This is a genomic window from Rhodococcus sp. PvR099 (genome assembly GCF_017833315.1).
Lineage (GTDB): Bacteria > Actinomycetota > Actinomycetes > Mycobacteriales > Mycobacteriaceae > Rhodococcus_G > Rhodococcus_G oryzae.
Map to the genome: position 1 here is coordinate 5,381,592 of NZ_JAFIBV010000001.1, position 21,309 is coordinate 5,402,900.

Annotated in this window: 21 protein-coding genes; 11 read left to right on the forward strand and 10 right to left on the reverse strand. The window is 69.4% G+C overall.

From position 1 onward, the window contains the following. Window positions 1-142: 142 nt before the first annotated feature. On the forward strand, window positions 143-442 hold the full coding sequence (groES, locus tag JOE46_RS24825; RefSeq protein ID WP_027501788.1) for a co-chaperone GroES: 300 nt from the start codon (window positions 143-145) through the stop codon (window positions 440-442). 87 nt (window positions 443-529) lie between these two features. Then, window positions 530-2,146: a chaperonin GroEL gene (gene groL, locus JOE46_RS24830; protein ID WP_097210404.1), complete on the forward strand. Its 1,617-nt coding sequence runs from the start codon at window positions 530-532 to the stop codon at window positions 2,144-2,146. A 72-nt stretch (window positions 2,147-2,218) separates the two neighbouring features. On the opposite strand, the gene JOE46_RS24835 is transcribed toward groL, so the two are convergent. The 4 genes from JOE46_RS24835 to JOE46_RS24850 form a co-directional block, all read right to left on the reverse strand. Beyond that, window positions 2,219-2,959: an anti-sigma factor gene (locus JOE46_RS24835; protein WP_097210405.1), complete on the reverse strand. Its 741-nt coding sequence runs from the start codon at window positions 2,957-2,959 to the stop codon at window positions 2,219-2,221. After that, the gene (sigK, locus tag JOE46_RS24840; protein ID WP_097210406.1) at window positions 2,959-3,609 is read right to left on the reverse strand and encodes an ECF RNA polymerase sigma factor SigK; all 651 of its coding nucleotides are present in this window, start codon (window positions 3,607-3,609) and stop codon (window positions 2,959-2,961) included. The genes JOE46_RS24835 and sigK overlap by 1 nt, the downstream gene beginning before the upstream one ends. A gap of 31 nt (window positions 3,610-3,640) precedes the next feature. Then, window positions 3,641-4,294, reverse strand: coding sequence for a fasciclin domain-containing protein (locus JOE46_RS24845; protein ID WP_097210407.1), 654 nt, complete (start codon window positions 4,292-4,294; stop codon window positions 3,641-3,643). Window positions 4,295-4,415: 121 nt separating this feature from the next. Continuing rightward, complete coding sequence (locus JOE46_RS24850; protein WP_027501783.1) at window positions 4,416-4,709, reverse strand: WhiB family transcriptional regulator; 294 nt, start codon at window positions 4,707-4,709, stop codon at window positions 4,416-4,418. Between the two features lie 484 nt (window positions 4,710-5,193). Here JOE46_RS24850 and JOE46_RS24855 point away from each other — a divergent pair, with 484 nt between their 5' ends. The 3 genes from JOE46_RS24855 (at window position 5,194) to JOE46_RS24865 (ending at window position 7,724) form a co-directional block, all read left to right on the forward strand. Beyond that, window positions 5,194-5,988 carry a hypothetical protein gene (locus JOE46_RS24855; protein ID WP_257017070.1) on the forward strand — a complete coding sequence of 265 codons (795 nt, stop codon included), beginning with the start codon at window positions 5,194-5,196 and terminating at the stop codon, window positions 5,986-5,988. Window positions 5,989-6,076: 88 nt separating this feature from the next. Continuing rightward, window positions 6,077-6,655 (forward strand): sigma-70 family RNA polymerase sigma factor, encoded by a 579-nt coding sequence (locus JOE46_RS24860; protein ID WP_097210408.1) that lies wholly within the window; start codon window positions 6,077-6,079, stop codon window positions 6,653-6,655. Then, a complete protein-coding gene (locus JOE46_RS24865; RefSeq protein ID WP_097210409.1) occupies window positions 6,648-7,724 on the forward strand; it encodes an anti-sigma-D factor RsdA in 1,077 nt (358 codons plus the stop codon). Before JOE46_RS24860 ends, JOE46_RS24865 begins: the two co-directional genes overlap by 8 nt. Window positions 7,725-7,796: 72 nt before the next feature. On the opposite strand, the gene JOE46_RS24870 is transcribed toward JOE46_RS24865, so the two are convergent. After that, window positions 7,797-8,201 carry a DUF5319 domain-containing protein gene (locus tag JOE46_RS24870; RefSeq protein WP_027501780.1) on the reverse strand — a complete coding sequence of 135 codons (405 nt, stop codon included), beginning with the start codon at window positions 8,199-8,201 and terminating at the stop codon, window positions 7,797-7,799. Between the two features lie 225 nt (window positions 8,202-8,426). Here JOE46_RS24870 and guaB point away from each other — a divergent pair, with 225 nt between their 5' ends. The 4 genes from guaB (at window position 8,427) to guaA (ending at window position 14,762) form a co-directional block, all read left to right on the forward strand. Continuing rightward, the gene (guaB, locus tag JOE46_RS24875; protein WP_097210637.1) at window positions 8,427-9,950 is read left to right on the forward strand and encodes an IMP dehydrogenase; all 1,524 of its coding nucleotides are present in this window, start codon (window positions 8,427-8,429) and stop codon (window positions 9,948-9,950) included. A 65-nt stretch (window positions 9,951-10,015) separates the two neighbouring features. Continuing rightward, window positions 10,016-11,155, forward strand: coding sequence for a GuaB3 family IMP dehydrogenase-related protein (locus JOE46_RS24880; protein ID WP_097210410.1), 1,140 nt, complete (start codon window positions 10,016-10,018; stop codon window positions 11,153-11,155). A gap of 130 nt (window positions 11,156-11,285) precedes the next feature. Then, window positions 11,286-13,055, forward strand: coding sequence for a GMC family oxidoreductase N-terminal domain-containing protein (locus JOE46_RS24885; protein WP_097210411.1), 1,770 nt, complete (start codon window positions 11,286-11,288; stop codon window positions 13,053-13,055). A gap of 120 nt (window positions 13,056-13,175) precedes the next feature. Beyond that, the gene (guaA, locus tag JOE46_RS24890; protein ID WP_097210412.1) at window positions 13,176-14,762 is read left to right on the forward strand and encodes a glutamine-hydrolyzing GMP synthase; all 1,587 of its coding nucleotides are present in this window, start codon (window positions 13,176-13,178) and stop codon (window positions 14,760-14,762) included. Between the two features lie 58 nt (window positions 14,763-14,820). Here the strand turns inward: guaA and JOE46_RS24895 are convergent, their stop codons facing one another. The 4 genes from JOE46_RS24895 to JOE46_RS24910 form a co-directional block, all read right to left on the reverse strand. Continuing rightward, on the reverse strand, window positions 14,821-15,225 hold the full coding sequence (locus tag JOE46_RS24895; protein ID WP_179800454.1) for a PspC domain-containing protein: 405 nt from the start codon (window positions 15,223-15,225) through the stop codon (window positions 14,821-14,823). 113 nt (window positions 15,226-15,338) lie between these two features. Then, on the reverse strand, window positions 15,339-16,235 hold the full coding sequence (locus JOE46_RS24900; RefSeq protein WP_179800455.1) for an aminoglycoside phosphotransferase family protein: 897 nt from the start codon (window positions 16,233-16,235) through the stop codon (window positions 15,339-15,341). A 32-nt stretch (window positions 16,236-16,267) separates the two neighbouring features. Continuing rightward, window positions 16,268-16,483 (reverse strand): hypothetical protein, encoded by a 216-nt coding sequence (locus tag JOE46_RS24905; protein WP_097210415.1) that lies wholly within the window; start codon window positions 16,481-16,483, stop codon window positions 16,268-16,270. Then, on the reverse strand, window positions 16,476-17,885 hold the full coding sequence (locus tag JOE46_RS24910; RefSeq protein ID WP_097210416.1) for a PspC domain-containing protein: 1,410 nt from the start codon (window positions 17,883-17,885) through the stop codon (window positions 16,476-16,478). The genes JOE46_RS24905 and JOE46_RS24910 overlap by 8 nt, the downstream gene beginning before the upstream one ends. A gap of 144 nt (window positions 17,886-18,029) precedes the next feature. Between JOE46_RS24910 and JOE46_RS24915 the strand changes: the two genes are divergently transcribed. Both JOE46_RS24915 and JOE46_RS24920 read left to right on the forward strand, forming a co-directional pair. Then, window positions 18,030-19,403 carry an ATP-binding protein gene (locus JOE46_RS24915; protein ID WP_097210417.1) on the forward strand — a complete coding sequence of 458 codons (1,374 nt, stop codon included), beginning with the start codon at window positions 18,030-18,032 and terminating at the stop codon, window positions 19,401-19,403. Continuing rightward, complete coding sequence (locus JOE46_RS24920; protein ID WP_097210418.1) at window positions 19,400-20,056, forward strand: response regulator transcription factor; 657 nt, start codon at window positions 19,400-19,402, stop codon at window positions 20,054-20,056. Before JOE46_RS24915 ends, JOE46_RS24920 begins: the two co-directional genes overlap by 4 nt. Window positions 20,057-20,083: 27 nt before the next feature. Here JOE46_RS24920 and JOE46_RS24925 read toward each other — a convergent pair whose 3' ends face one another. Continuing rightward, the gene (locus JOE46_RS24925; RefSeq protein ID WP_179800456.1) at window positions 20,084-21,289 is read right to left on the reverse strand and encodes a serine/threonine-protein kinase; all 1,206 of its coding nucleotides are present in this window, start codon (window positions 21,287-21,289) and stop codon (window positions 20,084-20,086) included. Window positions 21,290-21,309: the final 20 nt, after the last annotated feature.

Genomic DNA, 21,309 nt, shown 5'->3' on the forward strand with positions numbered 1-21,309 from the left:
GTATAGAGTGCTAGTTGGCGCTGACCGAGCCTCGGCACCCGCGACGACGGGGCTCGAGTGAGATGCCGCAAGCGTACGAACACACCATCACGTCCTGGGAACAGCCCTGGACGCATAAACCCCTGAAAGTGGAGGGCTCATCGTGGCGAGCGTGAACATCAAGCCGCTCGAGGACAAGATCCTCGTCCAGGCCAACGAGGCCGAGACGACGACTGCCTCAGGCCTGGTCATCCCCGACACGGCCAAGGAGAAGCCCCAGGAGGGCACCGTCGTCGCCGTTGGCGAAGGGCGTGTGACCGACAAGGGCAACCGCATCCCGGTCGACGTCAAGGAAGGCGACACCGTCATCTACAGCAAGTACGGCGGAACCGAGATCAAGTACGCCGGCCAGGAGTACCTGATCCTCTCGGCACGTGACGTGCTGGCTGTCATCTCCAAGTAAGCCACTTGCGAACCGCCCCGGCGTCCCACACATGGGCCCGGGGCGGATCGCGTTGCGGACCCTCCCAATCCAGGAGTAGCTGAGCAAATGTCCAAGGAAATCCAGTTCAACGAGACCGCCCGCCGGGCTCTCGAGCGCGGCGTCGACACGTTGGCGGACGCGGTCAAGGTCACCCTCGGCCCCCGCGGTCGACACGTGGTGCTCGCCAAGGCGTTCGGCGGCCCCACCGTCACCAACGACGGCGTGAGCATTGCCCGTGAGATCGATCTCGAGGACCCGTTCGAGAACCTCGGCGCCCAGCTCGTCAAGAGCGTCGCCACCAAGACCAACGACGTCGCGGGCGACGGCACCACCACCGCCACCGTGCTCGCCCAGGCGCTGATCCACGGCGGTATGAAGAACGTCGCCGCCGGCGCCAACCCGATCGCACTCGGTGTGGGCATCAGCCAGGCCGCAGATGCCGTGTCGGAGGCTCTCATCGCCGCCGCGACCCCCGTCGAGGGCAAGGACGCGATCGCTCAGGTCGCCACCGTCTCCTCGCGCGACGAGGAGATCGGTGAGCTGGTCGGCGAGGCGATGACGCGTGTCGGCGTCGACGGCGTCGTGACCGTCGAGGAGTCCTCGACACTGCAGACCGAGCTCGTCGTGACCGAGGGCGTGCAGTTCGACAAGGGCTACCTTTCGCCCTACTTCGTCACCGACATCGATGCGCAGCAGGCGATCTTCGAGGATGTGCTGATCCTGCTCTTCCGCGAGAAGATCAGCTCGCTGCCGGACTTCCTGCCGCTGCTCGAAAAGGTCGCCGAGGCGGGCAAGCCGCTGCTGATCATCGCCGAGGACGTCGAGGGCGAGGTGCTCTCCACCCTGGTGGTGAACTCCATCCGCAAGACGATCAAGGCCGTCGCGGTGAAGGCGCCGTTCTTCGGTGACCGGCGCAAGGCGTTCCTCGACGACCTCGCGGTCGTCACCGCGGGCACGGTCATCAACTCCGATGTGGGCCTGACCCTCAAGGAGGCCGGCCTGGAGCTGCTCGGCAGCGCCCGTCGGGTCGTCGTCACCAAGGACGAGACGACCATCGTCGACGGCGCAGGCACCGAGGCGGACATCGAGGCCCGTGTCGGTCAGCTGCGTCGCGAGATCGAGAACAGCGACTCCGACTGGGATCGCGAGAAGCTCGAGGAGCGCCTCGCCAAGCTGTCCGGTGGCGTCGCGGTGATCAAGGTCGGTGCCGCAACGGAGACCGAGCTCAAGGAGCGCAAGTTCCGCGTCGAGGACGCGGTCAACGCGGCCAAGGCCGCGGTCGAGGAGGGCATCGTGCCCGGCGGCGGCTCCGCACTGGTGCAGGCGGGCCAGACGCTCGGCGCGCTGGCCGCATCGCTCTCCGGCGACGAGGCGACCGGCGTCGAGGTCGTGCGCGCGGCGCTGTCGGCCCCGTTGTTCTGGATCGCTACGAACGCGGGCGTCGACGGCTCGGTCGTGGTCAGCAAGGTCGCCGAGGCGCCCAAGGGTCACGGCTTCAATGCCGCCACTCTCACCTACGGCGACTTGCTCGCCGACGGTGTGGTGGACCCGGTCAAGGTGACCCGTTCCGCGGTGGTCAACGCGGCCTCGGTCGCCCGGATGGTGCTCACCACCGAGGCCACGGTCGTCGAGAAGCCGGTCGAGGCCGCCGATGCGGATCACGGCCACGGCCACAGCCACTAGCACCACCGTCGCCCCCTGGTGACAGCAGCGACAGGCCCCGGACGGATCCTCGTCCGGGGCCTGTCGCTTTCTCTATCCCAGTGGCAGCGAGGCGAACACGTCCGTGGTCGGCTGCTCCGAGCCGCCCGCGGGTTCCACCGTGAAGGCGAGCAGTGAGGCGCCGTCCAGGTCGTCGAGTACGGCCACGGTCGAGGGCGACACCTGATCCGGCGCCATCATGCCCGCCGAGACCGGCGCACCGGTGCCCGCGAAGAGCCACATCTGATAGACCGAGTCCGAAGCGGGCGGGGTGACGTCGTTCATCATCAGCACCGCGGCGTCGGTCGACCGGGAGTAGACGGCTGTCGCCGAGCCGCCGCCTGGCACCTCCGTCGAGGACGTCCGGACGTCAGGGGCGCTCATCACCTGGGCCGCCACCGGCTGCGGCGGCGTCGTCTCGCGCAGCTGCTGTCCGATGAACACGCCGCCCGCGAGCAGCGCGACGGCGGCCGCCGCGGCGCCCACCAGACGCCACCGGGGGGTGGCGCGCCGCCGATCGGTGAGCGAGACCGGCGCCGCCGCCCGACCCGGGCCGAGGCGGGGCTCCCGCGCGATCTGCGTCAGCAGGCGTTCACGGATGTGTGCGGGCGGAGGGGTCGCGTACGCGGCGGCGGTGGCCGCCATCGTCTCCCGGCCCTGGCGTACCACCGCCTCGAATTCGACCCGCAGGTTGTCGTCGGAGGTCGCGAGGAGTTGCTCGACCGCACGGCGTTGGTCCGCGTCGAGCGCATCGAGGGCGTAGGCGTGGGCCAGGTCGATCTGGTCGTCGTCCATCACACCACCCCCAAGCATCCTCTGAGCCGGACCAGCCCGTCCCGGATCCGGGTCTTGATGGTCGGCAGCGCGACCCCGAGCTGGGCGGCGACCTCGCGGTAGGTGCGTCCGCCGTAGTAGGCGAGCGAGACCGACTCGCGCTGCACCGAGGTGAGGGTGTCGAGGCACTCGATGACGGCCTGCCTGTCCAGGCGCCCGGAGACCTCCTCGGCGACCTCGTCGAATTCGCTGCCACGGTTGCGTGACTCGTAGACCACCTCGCGGTTCGAGTGCGACTGTTCCGACCGGACCCGGTCGACCGCCCTGCGGTGCGCGAGGGTCATCAGCCAGGACACCGCGGAGCCCCTTGTCGCGTCGAAGTCGTCGGCGGTGCGCCAGAGCTGGAGGTAGACCTCCTGGGTGGTCTCCTCGGCGAAGCCCGGATCGCGCAGCACCCGCAGCACCATTCCGTAGACGCGGGCGCAGGTCCGGTCGTACAGCTCGGCGAACGACCCCGAATCGCCGTCGGCGGCGCGGGTAAGCAGGGCGGCCAGCTCGGCCGCTTCGGCCGCGCGCACGGCAAGGGCCTGCCCGACGTCAGCCGGGCAGGCCGCCTCGTCGATGCCGTGATCGGGCGCGGCGCCGGAATCCGTGGACCCCGGGTCCGTCACGACTGTCCGTTTTCCTTCATCGATAGTCACGTTACTGCGGCATCAACACAGAATCGATGAGGTAGACGGTGGCATTCGCGGTGCTCACGCCGCCGCAGGTCACATTCGCGTCGTTGACCTTGAGGGCGTCCCCCGATCCGGTCACGGTCACCGCGGTGCCCTCGACCGTCGGGTGCCGGCCGGCGATCTCGTCCGGCGTGATCTGGCCGGGCACCACGTGGTAGGTGAGGACCTTCGTCAGCAGCGCGTCGTCGGTCTTCAGCGTGTCGATGGTGGCCGGATCCACCTTGGCGAATGCGTCGTCGACGGGTGCGAACACGGTGAACTGCCCTCCGTTGAGGGTGTCGACGAGGTTGACGTCGGGGTTGAGTTGCCCCGAGACCGCGGCCACCAGGGTGGTGAGGAGGGGGTTGTTCGAGGCGGCGACGGCCACCGGATCCTGGGCCATCCCCGAGATCGAGCCGTCGCCCTGCGGCACGGCCTCGGCGTAGTCCGCGCAGCCGGGCCCGACCAGATTCACTGCGGGGTCGGCCGTCATCGCCGGTGACATCTCGTCACCGGACGAGGGGGAGGAGGGCGCGGAGTCGTCGCTGTTTGCGGAGGAACACGCCGAGACGCCGATCAGGGCGACCGACGCGGTGGCCGCGATGGCGAGGGTTCGCATGCGCGTGGTGCTGATGCTCATGGACTGCCTTCCCGAGTTGTGCGAGTGCTGTCGGGAAGGCATTCGGAGCGGGTGGTGCAGAGGATGGGTCACGCATCTCGGCGCGGCCCAGGAAGCCGGGGCCGCGCCGAGACGACGTCGTCTACACCGCGATGCGGTGGCGGCCCCTGCGGGCGTGCATCTCACGTTCGGTCTCGGACATGCCGCCCCAGATCCCGTACGGCTCGCTGACGCTGAGGGCGTGGCTGCGGCACTGCGCGAGCACGGGGCACTGACGGCACATCTCCTTGGCGCGGGTCTCACGCTGGGTGCGTGCCCGGCCCCGCTCACCGTCCGGATGGAAGAACATCGCGGAGTCGACTCCGCGGCACAGGCCGTGCATCTGCCAGTCCCAGATATCGGCGTTCGGTCCGGGGAGGTGATTCGGCTGAGGCATGCCATCTCCTGTCCATCCATACACCTGAAGAGCCTCCAGGTCTGAAATCAATTCGTCTCGGCAACGTTAGAGGTATTGCGGAAAACGAGTCAATAGTTCTTCAAGTGGGGATTTCCATAGTGTTCGCACGAGAATTTAACGTTCTGTTCATAGACAAGGACATGTAGCCGTGATCAGCTGTCGCTGCGCCGGTCCTCCGGCTCGGCCTCGGTGTCCTGTTGTGGGTGCTGACGAGTACTTTTGCTGGTCCGATGCGGTAGGAGGGCGTGGTGTGTGCCCTGTCGGCGCGCGGAGCGGGGTTGAGATTCTTGGTTAACGCAATTGCCACAAACCGGACTCTGAATCAGTTGCCTGATTCAATCTTTGATTCAACCTTGAAATACGTCGACGCGCCCGTAACTCTCGACAAACGCGACGCGAATGGGTATTCGGGCGAGGGTGGGTGCGGCGCAGGGGCGCGCGGGCCGGCCCTACTCTTGGCCTGGTGGGGACACTGATCAACGCCGCATTCGGCGACCAGCCCGGGTTGGCTCCGTTGCCTGCCGCTGACGACAACCAACAGCGCTGGCTCATGGCGGTGACGCTCGGTGGACAGGGGCGATACGCCGCGGCCCGCACCGAACTCCTGCGCATCGCACGGGGGCGCCCGAGCCCGGTCGTCGCCTCGCTCGCGCTGAGCACGGAGGCCTCGTTGCTCAGGCAACTCGGGTGGCATCGGCTGGCTGCGGGCTTCGACGGGCGCGCGCTCGCGGCACTCGCCGGACCGGCGGGCGGGGAGGAGTCGGCGCTGACCGCCGCTCGATGCGACGCATTGACCGGGCTGGCCGCGGACGCGCTCGGCTGCGGGCGGCTCGCACTCGGTTCCGCGCTGCTCGAGCGGTGCGCGCCGCTGGTCGGGAACGACCAAGGGCTGTGGCGGCAGCGCATCCGCCTGAACTGGGTGACCGCCGAGATCGCGTTGGCGTCGGGGGATCCCGTCACGGCGCGTCGGCACGCGAGCGCGGCCGTCGAACTCGCCCGGGGCGTCGACTCGGTTCGGCACCAGGTGAAGTCGGACCTCCTGCTGGCGGCCGCCCACAGCGCAGGCCCGGATCCCGCCGCGGCACTTGATCTGGGCGAACAGGTGTTGGACCGGTGTGCCGAGCACGGGCTGTTGCCACTGCGCTGGGCCGCGGCGATGCTTGTCAATGGAGTCCGTCCCGGTGCGGACGCGGTGGCGATCCGGGATGAATGTCGACGGCAAATCTCCGACCGCGGTGGCCGATTCAGGGATCTGTGAGTGTCTGTCGCTATCCTTCAAACGTTCCACCGCCAGGTGGGAGCGCTCTGGAGCGGGCGCCACTGTAACGCCAGGAATCACTCTGACGATGACTAATACGAGCGAGGAGTTGGACTCAGCCGTCGCTGCGGCAGCGCAGGGCGATCGAGTTGCCTTGTCTCGAGTGCTCGAGAGTGTTCGACCCTTGGTTGTGCGTTACTGCCGATCACGGGTCGGAGCCGCGGAAAGGGGACAACTGTCCGCGGACGACGTGGCGCAGGAGGTATGCCTGGCAGTGATGACCGCATTGCCGCGGTATCAGGATCAGGGCCGTCCCTTCATGGCATTCGTGTATGGCATCGCCGCGCACAAGGTGGCAGATGCACATCGGAACGCCGGGCGTAACAAAGCCGAGTCGATGGCCGAGGTACCAGATGTCATCTCCACCGACGAGGGACCCGAGAAGCTCGCTCTGGACTCGGAGACCACCCGGCAGATGAGCGCACTATTGGGAACCCTCCCCGAGAAGCATCGGGAGATCCTGGTCCTGCGTTTGGTTGTCGGCCTGTCGGCGGAGGAGACGGCAGCTGCCGTGGGCAGCACGGCCGGAGCAGTACGGGTCGCCCAGCACAGGGCGCTCGCGAAGTTGAAGAACGAAGTTGCGAAAGCGGGTGAGATGTATGGCTAGGGGCAGCAAGCGTGGTGGGGACGACGAGGGAACGCAGCGGGACACGTCCGGTGCCGATCTCACCCCGGACGCGTCGTCCCTCGGTGACACCGACGCGTCGTCCCTCGGTGACACCGACGCGTCGTCCCTCGGCGACGCCGAGGAGTCCGCGGATGCGACCGCCGTCGATTTCGCCGCCATCGCGCGGGACGACGCCCTCATCGACGCGATCGCCGGTGACGGCCCGATCGCGACGAACAGCCCCGAGGAGTTCGAGCTCGCGACCCTGCTGACCGCATGGCGCGCCGAGATCCTCGCCCCCGCCATGCCGGTGGAGCCCGACCTCGACCAGGTGGCCGCCGCCGTTGACCGCGAACTCGCGACGATCGGCTCACCCCGCCGCTCGAATCTGCGGTTGCTCCGGCCCATCGCGGGCGCTGCCGCGGCCGTCGCCGTCGTGATGGCCGGGCTGACGGTCTTCTCCTACAACGCCGTTCCGGGTGATCCGCTGTGGAAGGTCAAGGAGGTCGTGTTCACCGAGCGCGCCAACTCGACCGTCGCGGGCATCGACACGACCACCAACCTGGAGGAGGCCGAGCGCCTCATCCGCGCAGGCGACCCGCAGGCGGCGCTGGTGGTGCTCGAGTCCGCACGCAAGCGGGTCGACGGCGTGAACGAGTCGGCCAAGCACGACGAGCTGACGGCCTGGCGGGAGCGACTGGTGGCCGATGCCGCCAAGACCCCTCCGACGACGACCACGCTGCCCTCTGCGGCCGGGACTGTCCCCGGACTGCCCGTGGTGCCGGGTGTCACGCTGGACGGGACCACGGTGACCGCGCCGGTGCTGCCCACCACCGTGCCGAACCTCCCGAGCCTGCCGACTATCCTGCCGGTCGAGCCGGGGGTGCCGACGACTCAGGTACCGCCGACTACGATCCCGCCGGTCGACCTGACGGTCCCGCCGGTGATCACCAGCCCGCCGGTGGTGCCGACGACGGTCCCGCCCGCGCCGACCACCACCAGGATCGAGCCACCGACCCAGGACACGCCAACGCCGCGGGACCTGACGTCGAAACTGGCCCCCAGCTGATCCGAGCCCAGACACGAAACGGCCCGACAAGGTGAATTCCTTGTCGGGCCGTTTCGTCGTGTCGGGGGTGGGTCAGGCGTCGAAGCCGTCGCCGTGCAGCGCCTCGTTCATCGACGCGTCCGCGTAGCCGCGGCAGTAGTCCCACGTGACATAGGCCTCGGGGACCGGGTCGTAGGCGGGCTCGTGCGGGCGCACGGTGCCGTCCACGAGCAGCTGCAGCAGGTTGGCGCGCAGCATGTCCCAGTCGTGGTAGTGATCCTGCTGGCAGTCGTCGCAGCACACGACGAGCCCGCGGATGCCGCGGTGGCCGAGCAGGGCCTCGTAGACGGCGAGGTCCGCGAGGTCTTCTTCCACGGCCAGTCGCTCATGGGGGTCGAGGGGCTGACCCGGCTCGATCGCGTCCAGCGCGGCCGACGGATCGGAGGGGTCGCCGGCGAACGGATCCGGCGGCAGACCGGGGGGCAATTGATCACGCACAGGTCCACGGTACGCAGCGCAGGCGGGTCTGCGCCAGCCGTCACACGAACCGCGTTCGCTCGCACCCGTGTCCAGCCGATACCATGGTGGACGGGCTGAGGGAATAGTTCGCCCTCGACCGAGCATTCTTCTCAGTCCCGAAGCAATCACGACTTGACCGCGCCGCGGGGATTCGACGCCCCGCACGGCGGCGCACCACAGTTCCAGGAAAGGGTCCCGAGCCGCATGAGTATTTCCGGAGGGCACGTGCGTACCGGAGGGGACCGCCCCGACAAGGTTGCCATGCTGGGACTCACCTTCGACGACGTGCTGCTGCTGCCCGCCGCGTCGGACGTCGTTCCCAACCAGGTGGACACCTCGAGCCAGCTGACCCGCGAGATCCGGCTCAAGGTTCCGCTGGTGAGCTCGGCGATGGACACTGTCACCGAGTCTCGGATGGCGATCGCGATGGCGCGTGCGGGCGGGATGGGCGTGCTGCACCGCAACTCCTCGGTCGAGACGCAGGCCGGTCAGGTCGAGACGGTCAAGCGGTCCGAGGCCGGCATGGTGACCGACCCGGTCACCTGCAAGCCGTCGGACACGCTCGCCGAGGTCGACGCAACGTGCGCGCGGTTCCGGATCTCCGGGCTACCGGTCACCGACGACGCCGGTCAGCTGGTCGGCATCATCACCAACCGCGACATGCGCTTCGAGGTCGACCAGAACCGCACGGTGGCCGAAGTGATGACCAAGGCCCCGCTGATCACCGCGCGCGAGGGCGTCACTGCCGAGGCCGCGCTCGGGCTGCTGCGCAGGCACAAGCTCGAGAAGCTGCCGATCGTCGACGGCCAGGGCAAGCTCACCGGACTGATCACCGTCAAGGACTTCGTCAAGACCGAGCAGCACCCGAACGCCACCAAAGACCGGGACGGCCGCCTGTTGGTCGGCGCCGCCGTCGGTGTCGGCGACGATGCCTGGGCCCGCGCGATGGCGCTGGCCGACGCCGGGGCCGACGTGCTCGTCGTCGACAGCGCGCACGGCCATCAGGTCAACATCTTGCAGATGATCGCGAAGCTCAAGGCGGAGATCGGCGATCGCGTCCAGCTCATCGGTGGCAACGTCGCGACCCGGGCAGGTGCCCTCGCACTGGTCGAGGCGGGCGCGGACGGCGTCAAGGTCGGTGTCGGTCCCGGCTCGATCTGCACCACCCGCGTCATCGCCGGTGTCGGTGCCCCGCAGATCACCGCGATCCTCGAGGCCACCGCGGCGTGCAAGGCGCTCGGCGTCCCGGTCATCGCCGACGGCGGCCTGCAGTTCTCCGGCGATGTCGCCAAGGCGCTCGCGGCCGGTGCGTCCGCCGCCATGCTCGGCTCGCTCCTCGCCGGCACCGCCGAGTCCCCGGGAGAGATGGTCCTGGTCGGTGGCAAGCAGTTCAAGAGCTACCGCGGCATGGGTTCGCTCGGCGCGATGCAGAGCCGCGGGCAGGGCAAGTCCTACTCCAAGGACCGGTACTTCCAGGACGACGTGCTCGCCGAGGACAAGCTGGTTCCCGAGGGCATCGAGGGTCGGGTTCCGTTCCGTGGCCCGCTGACGCAGGTGATCCACCAGCTCACCGGCGGCCTGCGCGCGGCCATGGGCTACACCGGATCCGCGACCATCGAGGAACTGCAGGAGGCGCAGTTCGTGCAGATCACCGCCGCGGGTCTCAAGGAGAGCCACCCGCACGACATCACCATGACGGTGGAAGCGCCGAACTACGCCGCGCGGTAGCCGCGCGGGATAGTTTCCAGCGAAGATCCAGGCAAGCATCAGCCACAACGAAGAAAGGGGCGCGCGTGCGCGACCTCGTTGAAATCGGCATGGGCAGAACCGCCCGTCGCACCTACGAGCTGGACGACATCGACATCGTCCCCTCCCGCCGGACCAGGTCCTCCAAGGAGGTGTCGACAGCCTGGCAGCTCGATGCGTACCGCTTCGACATCCCGGTCCTCGCGCACCCGACCGACGCGCTGGTCTCGCCCTCGTTCGCGATCGAGCTCGGTAAGCGCGGTGGGCTCGGCGTGATCAACGGCGAGGGCCTGTGGGGTCGGCACGCCGACGTCGACGCGAAGCTCGCCGAGTTGGTGCACCTCGCCGAGACGGACGAGGACCCGGACGCACCGATCGCCCGGCTCCAGGAGCTGCACGCGGCGCCGATCCAGCCGCACCTGCTCGCGGCGGCCGTCGCGCAGGTGCGCGACTCCGGTGTCACCACCGCGGTCCGGGTCAGCCCGCAGAACGCGCGCGCACTGACGCCTGAGCTGGTGAAGGCCGGGATCGACCTGCTGGTGATCCACGGCACGATCATCTCCGCCGAGCATGTCGCGCACGGCGAGAGCGAGCCGCTGAACCTCAAGACGTTCATCTCCGAGCTCGACGTCCCGGTGATCGCGGGCGGCGTGAGCGATCACCGCACGGCGCTGCACCTCATGCGCACAGGTGCCGCGGGTGTCATCGTCGGCTACGGCTCCACCGAGGGCGCCACGACCACCGGCGAGGTGCTGGGCATCGGGGTGCACATGGCCACCGCGATCGCGGATGCCGCGGCCGCGCGTCGCGATTACCTCGACGAGACCGGCGGGCGCTACGTGCACGTCATCGCGGACGGCGACATCACCACCTCGGGCGACCTGGCCAAGGCCATCGCCTGTGGCGCGGACGCCGCGGTCCTCGGTGCGCCCCTCGCGGTCGCGGCGGAGGCGCCGGGCGGCGGCTGGTACTGGCCTTCGGCTGCCGCGCATCCGTCTGTGCCGCGTGGCGCACTGCTGCCGGTCGCCTTCGGTGACCGCCCGTCGCTCGACACGGTTCTGACCGGACCGTCGGCCGATCCGTACGGTTCGTTGAACCTGGTCGGTGGACTGCGTCGCTCGATGGCGAAGTCCGGCTACTCGGACCTCAAGGAGTTCCAGAAGGTCGGCCTGACGGTGCGTGCCTGACCGTCATCGGCGGCATTCTGCCTGTTCCTGATACCTGTCGTTACACTTAGGCAACCCTTGTGGCATCGGTCACAGGGATCCGGTGCATACTGACGAGTAACTAATCCAGGTTCATGGTGGAGGTGTCCAGATGGGCAAGCGTGCAACGGACTTCGATGTCCTGATCGTCGGATCCGGCTTCGGAGGCAGCGTGACGGCGCTGCGGTTGGTGGAGAAGGGGTACCGGGTCGGCATTCTCGAGGCCGGCCGTCGGTACGCCGACGCGGACTTCGCGAAGACCAGCTGGGACCTCAAGCGGTTCCTCTGGGCGCCCGCGCTCGGCTGCTACGGCATCCAGCGCGTGCACCTGCTGCGCGATGTGCTGATCCTCGCGGGCGCAGGCGTCGGCGGCGGATCGCTGAACTACGCCAACACCCTCTACAAGCCGCCTGCCTCTTTCTTCGAGGACCCGCAGTGGCGTGACATCACCGACTGGCACGACGAGCTCAGCCCGTACTACGACCAGGCCCGCAAGATGCTGGGTGTCGTGCAGAATCCGCACATGACCCCCGCGGACGAGGTCATCAAGTCGGTGGCCGAGGACATGGGCGTCGGCGACACCTTCATCCAGACCCCGGTCGGCGTCTTCTTCGGCGAGCCGGGCAAGACCGTCCCGGACCCCTATTTCGGTGGCGCGGGCCCGGACCGCACCGGGTGTATCGAGTGCGGCGAGTGCATGACGGGCTGCCGGCACGGCGCGAAGAACACCCTGGTGAAGAACTACCTCGGCCTCGCCGAGAAGGCCGGGGCCACGATCATCCCGATGACCACGGTGACCGGGCTGCACGAGGCCTCCGACGGCAGCTGGGACGTGGTGACCCGGCGCACCGGCGCCAAGATCCGCAAGAACCACAAGACCTACACCGCGCAGAATGTCGTGCTCGCCGCAGGCACCTGGGGCACCCAGCATCTGATGCACGAGATGAAGGACAGCGGCTCGCTGCCACGCCTGTCCGACAAGCTCGGCGAACTCACCCGCACCAACTCCGAATCGATCGTCGGCGCGGGCAAGTTGAAGGTTGACCCGGCGATGGACCTGACCAAGGGCGTCGCCATCACCTCCTCGTTCCACCCGACCGCGGACACCCACATCGAGCCGGTGCGCTACGGCAAGGGCTCGAACGCGATGGGTCTGCTGCAGACGCTGATGACCGACGGCGGTGGCACCACTCCGCGCTGGGTGAAATTCCTCGGCGTGGTCGCGAAGAACCCGATGCAGATGCTGCGCATGCTCACGGTGAAGAACTGGAGCGAGCGCACCATCATCGCCCTGGTCATGCAGAACCTGGACAACTCGATCACCACCTACACCAAGCGCGGTGTCTTCGGCCGCAAGGTCACGAGCAGGCAGGGTCACGGCGAACCGAACCCGACCTGGATCCCGGCGGGCAACGACGCCACCCGAAGGATCGCGGAGAAGATCGACGGCATCGCGGGTGGCACCTGGGGCGAGATCTTCAACATCCCGCTGACCGCACACTTCCTCGGTGGCTGCGCGATCGGATCGGACCGCGAGCACGGGGTCATCGACCCCTATCACCGGGTGTACGGCTACCCGACCCTGAGCGTGGTCGACGGGGCATCGGTGTCGGCGAACCTGGGTGTGAACCCGTCGCTGACGATCAGCGCGCAGGCCGAGCGTGCGGCGTCGCTGTGGCCGAACAAGGGCGAGCAGGATCTGCGTCCGGCGCAGGGCGAGGGCTACCGGCGGATCAACCCGATCGCGCCCAACAGTCCGGTGGTTCCTGCGAGCGCCCCCGCGGCTCTGGTGCTGCCCATCGTGGAGATCCGCAGCGGCGGTGCCGCTCATGAGGGCAGCGGCGGTGCCGCTCAGGAGAAGACCGGAACCGGCGCGGCCTGACCGCCGTTCGACTCCAGGAAGCCCCCGACTCGTGCGGTCGGGGGCTTCCTGCGTTCGGGGCAGGCGTAGCCGGTGATGGGGTGCGCGGGGCGGGGGAGCTGGGCCGATTAGACTGGCCACGTGGCAGATACCCAGCACTCCGGCCCAGCTCAGCAGCAGCCCGTTCTCGTCGTCGATTTCGGGGCGCAGTACGCGCAGCTGATCGCTCGCCGGGTGCGGGAGGCGAACGTCTACTCGGAGGTGGTCCCGCACACGGCGACCATCGAGGAGATCGTCGAGCGCAAGCCGCTCGCGGTGATCCTCTCCGGCGGACCGTCGAGCGTGTACGAGGAAGGCGCCCCGCAGCTGGACGCCCGGCTCTTCGACCATGACATCCCGGTGTTCGGCATCTGTTACGGATTCCAGGCGATGGCGGGCGCGCTCGGCGGCACCGTCACCCACACAGGAACCCGCGAGTACGGACGCACCCAGCTCAGCGTGGACGGCGGCGTGCTGCACGAGGGCCTGCCCACCACCCAGCCGGTGTGGATGAGTCACGGCGACGCGGTCACCGATGCGCCCAAGGGCTTCGAGGTGACCGCCACCAGCGCGGGCGCGCCCGTCGCCGCGTTCGAGGACCGCGCCCGGCGCCTCGCGGGCGTCCAGTACCACCCCGAGGTGCTGCATTCCCCGCACGGCCAGCAGGTGCTGAGCCGCTTCCTGCACGAGATCGCGGGCATCCCGTCCAGCTGGACCGCCGCGAATATCGCCGAGTCGCTGATCGAGCAGGTCCGCGAGCAGGTCGGCGACGGACAGGCGATCTGCGGGTTGTCCGGCGGCGTCGATTCCGCGGTGGCGGCGGCGCTCGTCCAGCGCGCGATCGGCGACAAGCTCACCTGTGTGTTCGTCGACCACGGCCTGCTGCGGGCGGGCGAGCGCGAGCAGGTCCAGCAGGACTTCGTGGCCGCGACCGGCGCGAAGCTGATCACCGTCGACGCGGTCGACACCTTCCTCGGTGAGCTCGAGGGCGTCACCGATCCGGAGACCAAGCGCAAGATCATCGGCCGCGAGTTCATCCGCAGCTTCGAGGGCGCGGTCTCCGAGGTGCTCGGCGAGAGCGCCGCGCACGGCGAGACCGTCGACTTCCTGGTCCAGGGCACCCTGTACCCGGACGTCGTCGAGTCCGGCGGCGGCACCGGCACCGCGAACATCAAGAGTCACCACAACGTCGGCGGTCTGCCGGAGGACCTGCAGTTCAAGCTGGTCGAGCCGCTGCGGCTGCTGTTCAAGGACGAGGTCCGTGCGGTCGGCCGCGCGCTCGGCCTGCCGGAGGAGCTCGTCGCCCGGCAGCCGTTCCCCGGCCCCGGCCTCGCGATCCGTATCGTCGGCTCGGTCGACCAGGACCGGTTGGAGACGCTGCGCCAGGCGGATTCCATTGCGCGCGAAGAGCTGACGGCCGCGGGCCTGGACGGGCAGATCTGGCAGTGCCCGGTGGTGTTGCTCGCCGACGTGCGCAGTGTCGGTGTGCAGGGCGACGGCCGCACCTACGGTCACCCGATCGTGCTGCGCCCGGTCTCCAGTGAGGATGCCATGACCGCGGACTGGACGCGGTTGCCGTACGACGTGCTCGAGCGGATCTCCACCCGCATCACCAACGAGGTGGCCGAGGTGAACCGGGTGGTGCTGGACGTGACCAGCAAGCCGCCGGGCACCATCGAGTGGGAGTAGGCGGCTCCGCCGCCCTGTGCGCGTGTTGCACCCCGACCGGGGTGCAACACGCGCACAGTCATTTCCGGCCGTCCAGGTACAGGTAGCCGCCGACCAGTGCGATCATACCGAGCAGGCCCGCGCCGACCGGGAGGGCGCAGCCGACCGCGGTGATGACGGTCGCGGTGGCCAGCACGATCGGCATGGTCTTGGACTCGCCGGTATCCGTGCTGAGCAGCGACTCGCCCATCGACCTCGTCTCGTCCGGCTTTCGCATGAGGAGCCAGGCGGCGAGGTAGACGGGGACACCCGCGCCGGCGAACAGCAGCGAGAGCAGTAGGGCCAGCCGGACGCTCGTCGTGCTCACGTTCAGTCGGCGTGCGATCCCGGCGCCGACGCCCGCGATCAGTCCCTCATCGGGCAGTCGCTGCGGAAGGTCCTGGAGGAAAGTGCTTTTCGGCGTCGCGGTCTCGTTCGTGATCATGTGATCAATACTGTCGACCGGCCGCGGCGCGCACCATCGGGAAGCACCCCGATCTTTCGTCGGGAGGACTCGGGGCCGTGTCAGGGTCGCTGCGCAGGCTCCGCTCCGGCGTCTCAGGGTGCGGCCAGCGCGGCCGGGTCGACATGGGGGTCCTCGCGCCCGGACAGCGCGGTCGCGACCCACAACGAACGCTGCGCGTCTGCGGCCTCGCCGTTGCTCAGATAGTCGAGATGGTTGTCCACCTCGCGCGCGATCGACCATCGCCGGGCCAGTTCCCTGTCGAGCCCTGCGGAGTCGGCGAGGGCGTCACAGCGTGTCCGCAGTCCCGCGCCGCGCCTGCCGTCCAAGTCCGCCAAGCGATTCCACAGCATCGGCGCGACCGCGAACTCACCGACCGCGGACAGCGGCTTGGGGTCGATGGCCCGCCAGCCGTCCGGGCCCGCGAGGATGTTCTCGAAATGCAGGTCCGTGTGGACGAGTACCGCACTGCCCGCCGGCTCCCGGCACACGGCGACGGCATCCTCGATGAGCCACTGCGAGCACGGCCTGCCGAGGCGGCGCCACAGGTCCGGCAGTTCCTCCTCCCAGCGCGCGGCCAGGTCCGGCAGGGTGTCGAACTCGCCGTCCGGCACGATGATCGACAGTCCGCGCATCAGCTCGCCCCAGATCGGGATCGCCTGCGGCACCGGCACGCTCAGCAGCGACCGAGTCGGATCCAGGCGTTCGAGCAGGATCGCCTGCTCGTCGGGGTCCGCGCGCAGCATGCGGACCGCGCCGCTGCCGTCCCAGCGCGCGAGTGCCGCCGACTCCCTCGCGGACTCGGCGGCAGGGTACGACACCTTCAGCGCGGCAGGCGTGCGGTCGGGCAGCAGTACCGGGATCACGACGGCGACATTGCCGTGCCAGAGCTGGGAGCCGTCCCTGGTGAGCCCCCACTCGTTCAGCAGGCGCGCGATCAGCCCGGGCAGTCGCCGCAACCACTCCTCGGCGTCCGGGGCGTAGGAACGCACCCGGGCGCCGTAGGAGTCGGGGATCGCCTGCACTATTTACGACGGCCGGGGGCGAAGACCAGGATCAATCCGGCGACCACCGCGGCGATCACGACGATCCACCGGAACTGGGCGTCGCCGAGGGATTCGAAGTGGAACGGCCCGATCAGGGCCCACACGCTGACCAGCAGCGCGGCCAGTCCCGAGAGCAAGAGCAGTGCCGAGGGGCGGCGCCCCGCCTTGTCTGTGGTTTCGGTGTTCTCAGCCACGATCCACCCGCATCTCTCCGAACGTTCCGTCCATGTTGAGTGTCAGTACGGGGCCGCCGGTTCCGTCGGCCCCACCGTTGATGCCCTCGGGCAGGCAGTTGGCCTCCCCGAACGCCATCGAGCACGTATTCTTCACGTCCATGTTCGGGGGGACGAGAACCGTGAACGAACCCAAGTTGAGGTCCACGTCCACCGTTCTGTCCTTGTCGAGCTGGACGGAACGCAGGTCGAGCGTGAAATCTCCCATCCGGCCCGAGTATTCGGGTTGGAGGTCGGCGGCCGTGGGTGTCCAGGTCTTGTCGCCCATGTTCTCGGCGTTCCAGTCGATGGGCCCGATCAGCGAGGCCAACAGGACGAAGCCGATCAGGGGACCGGTCACGACGAGCAGTCCGTAGCCCCTCCGCAGGAAGGCCCCGATGAGCATCCCGATGCCGATCACGGCGAGCGCGACGGCCCCGATCCGGGCGGGGGTCAGCCACTCCGCGTTGGTGGCCGAGCTGACCGCCCATGTGGCCGCGGCCGCGATGATGGCCAGGCCGAGCACCGTGGTGGTGAGGCGGGACTTCGGTGGTTTCGGGAGCACGGGCGGTGCGGGCGGGGTGGGCTCGGGGAGATCCCACGCGAAGGGGGCGACGCCGAGCGGGTCCCAGGCCGGCGGCTGGGGGACGTCGGTCGTGACCGCGCCGGTGTCCGTGCTCGCGCCCGGGCCGGCAGCGGCGGCCATGTCCTCGGGAGCAGCAGCTGCCTCGGGAGCTGGAGCTGCGGCGGCCTCGGCCGCGTCGGCGGGTGCTGCCGCTGCCGGCTCCGGCGTCGGGGCGGTGGGCGGTGTGGAGGGCTCGTAGGTCTGCGGCAGCGTCGCGTACGCGCCGACCGTGTACGGCGTCGTCGACGGGAACGTGGTCGACGGGAACGGGCTCGGCGGGAACATCGCGCCGGGGTGAGCGGTCGCCGGATGAGCATCCGCGGGCAGCCCCGGTGGCACCGGTGTGCGCTGGTAGAGCAGCCACAGGCCGCCGAGCATCAGCGCGAGGCTGATCAGGCCGGAGCCGCCCGCCCCGACGCCGACGGGACCGAGCGTGCTTAGCGCGATGATCAGCGCGACAGCGAGCACCACCGTCTTGGTGCCGGACTCCGAACTGTGCCCGCGGCCGACGAGCGATTCCGCCGCGGACGTCTGGTCGCCCGCCTGGGGGAGCAGCAGCCAGCCGGCGAGATAGAGGACGATGCCGACCCCGCCGAAGACGGTCGACACCGCGAAGGCGACCCGGATCAGCACGGGATCCACGCGGTAGCGGTGGCCGATTCCCGCGGCGACGCCCGCGATCGGCCCCTGCCTGGGCAACCGCACCGGACGGGTGCGCCACAACTCGTGCAGCTGTTCCTGGAAGTTCGGATTGCTCATGATGACAATCGTCGTCGGCGCAGGCCGCCGTGCACATCGGGAGAAACCCTGATCTTTCGCCGGGGACCAGGTCGGGGTGCCCGCGGTCGGTTCAGGGTCGGACCCTGATGCGCGTCGGGCGGTCGGCGTGCCACCATCGATGTTGTGCAGCCGGTCCCGCGTGCCCTCCCCACCGGAGAGGCGCCCTACTCCCGCCTCGAGCGCCGTGTCGGCGGTCGGGTGGTCGGTGGTGTCGCGGGCGGGATCGCCGACCATCTCGGCATAGACGTCCTCAAGGTGCGGGTGGCGTTCGTGTTCCTCGCCGCGCTGGCCGGGGCGGGCATCGTCGCCTACGGGCTGCTGTGGATCTTCACCCCTCCCGGCTCGGATACCGAGCCGCCGAGCCCCGTCGAGCGACGCCGGGCCCTCGGGCTCGCGGTGATCGGACTGGCGCTGTCCGCGTCGTTGGCCTGGCTGTTCAGCGGCAGCGCGGCGTCGGTGATAGCCCCGGTGATCGTGGTGGCCGTCGGTGCTGCGCTGGTGTGGCGCGAGTTCGATTCGGGCGGGCCGCGTTCGGCGCTCGGGCTGCCACAGCGGCCGACGGTGCTGACCTGGGCGCGGGTGCTCGGCGGTGCCAGCCTCATCGTGATCGGCCTCGGCGTGGTGGTGATCGCGCGGGTCGACCTGAACTCGCTGCGGTCGTCGCTGCTGGCGGTGTTGGTGACGCTGATCGGCGCCGGGCTGCTGACCGTGCCGCTGTGGCTGCGGATGTGGCGGGATCTCGGTGACGAGCGGGCCGCCCGGATCCGGAACGAGGAGCGCGAGGAGATCGCCTCGCACCTGCACGATTCGGTGCTGCAGACGCTGGCGCTGATCCAGAAGCAGGCCGACCGACCGCAGGAGGTCACACGCCTCGCGCGCGGCCAGGAACGCGAGCTGCGCAAGTGGCTGTTCGACGGCGGGGAGGCCGCGCACGCCAGCCTGGCCGAGGCGCTGCGGACCATCGCGGGTGAGGTCGAGGACCAGCACGGCATCACGGTGCGCCCGGTCACCGTCGGAGATGTCCGGCTCGACGTCGGCCCTGCCGAGTCCGGGTTGTCGAAGGAGAGCATCACGGCCTTGCTGGGCGCCACCCGCGAGGCACTGGTCAACGCCGCCAAGCATTCCGGCGAGACGAATGTCGACCTGTTCGCCGAGGCGGAGGCCGACGAGGTGAATGTGTTTGTGCGCGACCGCGGTACCGGTTTCGATGTGGACGCGGTGCCGGAGGATCGGCAGGGCCTGGCCAAGTCGATCCGGGCCCGGATCGAACGCCGTGGCGGCGTGGTGGAGGTGCGTTCCACGGTGGGACGCGGGACCGAGGTACGGATTCAGATGCCCCGCAACGGCAATGGGCACGACGGGCCTCCGAGCGACGAGGGCGCGGGGCCCACGGCCGAGGAGGCCGCTGTTCTAGAGTGGTCGCGACAGCTGATGCCGCATCCCGAGATCCAGCCCGAGTCCGATCCCCAGTCCCGTCCCGAGGAGCAGCCCAGGTGAGCACCCCCACCACCGCGTATCGCGTATTTCTGGTCGACGACCATGCCGTGTTCAGGTCCGGGGTGCGGGCCGAGCTCGGATCGGAACCGGATATCGAGGTCGTCGGCGAGGCGGGCGGGGTGGCCGAGGCGATCGCGGGCATCAACGCCACGACACCCGATGTGGTGCTCCTGGACGTGCACATGCCGGACGGCGGCGGGGTGGCCGTGCTCGGTGGCATCGCGGCGGGGCCGGTGTGCCTGGCGCTGAGCGTGTCCGATGCGGCGGAGGACGTCATCGCGGTGATCCGGGCCGGCGCTCGTGGCTACGTCACCAAGACCATCTCCGGATCCGAGCTCGCGGACGGGGTACGCCGGGTTGCAGGTGGCGACGCGGTGTTCGGACCCCGTCTGGCGGGCTTCGTGCTCGACTCCTTCACGGGGAAGTCGGCCGCCCCGGAGCCGCCGCTCGATCCCGAGCTGGACTCGCTCACCCCGCGTGAGCTGGAGGTGCTGCGGCTGCTCGCCCGTGGGTACACCTACCGCGAGATCGCCGAGGACCTGGTGATCTCGGTGAAGACGGTCGAGACCCACGCCTCGAACGTGCTGCGAAAGACCCAGCAGTCCAACAGGAACGCGCTCACCCGGTGGGCGCACCGGCGTCAGATCGACTGACTCGAAGCGAGTCCGTCGACCGGCCGGTCACATCGTGATCAGCGCGATGGTCAGGACCACGACGGCGATGGCGGCGATCGCGATGAGCGTCAGCACGAGCGCCATCGGCGGGGTGGGGACGGACCGGCGCGACGGCGCAGGGGCCGCCGGGTTCACGGCCAGGCTCGGCGGCCCGGGCACCCGGGGTCCGGGGCGGGGGACATTGCCGAGCGGGACGTTCTGGTCGACCGCGGGCAGGCCCGCGATGGTGCTGGTGGGAAGCCGGTTCGAGCGGCGCACCTGCCCGCCCGCGGCGCCGCGCCTGGCCCAGAACGGGACCGTGCCGTCGGCCTCCAACAGCGGCGAGTCGAGGACATAGGAGAGGTTGCCGCCCGCGCCTGCCGCGAGCGAGGCGAGCAGATCGCGGGCCTCGCTCATGGTGGGCCTGCGGGAGGGGTCCGGCTCGAGCATGTGCAGCAGTGCGTCGGTGATCTCGGCGCTCTTGACCGGCCGCATGATCTCCGCCTTCGCCACCCGGTGCAACAGGGCGATGGAGTCCTCGTCGATCCCGAACGGCGGCTGTCCCTCGGTGGCCGTGTACAGCGTTGCACCGAGCGAGAACACGTCCGAGGCCTCGGTGGGATCGCCCCCGCGCGCGACCTCAGGCGCGAAATAGGCCGGGGTGCCGGTGATCACGCCGGACTGGGTGGGGGTGGCATCGCTCTTGGCCCGGGAGATCCCGAAGTCGCTGATCTTCACCGTGCCCGCCGCCCGCCCCCGATCGGCGATGAGGATGTTGCCCGGCTTGATGTCGCGGTGCACGATGCCCGCCTCGTGCGCGTCGACAAGGGCGTCGGCCACCTGGGCCCCGATCTGTGCGACCTGGAGCGGCGGCAGTGTCTCGGTGACGTTGAGGGCCTGGGCCATGCTGCGTGAGGGCAGGTACTCCATGACCAGCCATGGGTCGCCGTGTTCGAGTGCGACGTCGTACATGGCGATCGCGTGGTCGTGCGACAGCTTCGCCGCGATCCGGCCCTCGCGCATGGCCCGCGCCCGGATCTCCTGCGCGGCCTCCTCGGTCAGCCCGGCCGTCGAGGTGACCTGCTTGATGGCGACCTCGCGGTGCAGCAGCGTGTCCTGTGCCAGCCAGACCGCGCCCATGCCGCCGCTGCCCAGCTTGGAGCGCAGTCGGTAGCGGCCCGCCACCAGGTAATCCGGTCCGGCGATCCGCTTCGACTGTTCTTGCTCCGTCACATCCGAGAGGTTAGTGGAGG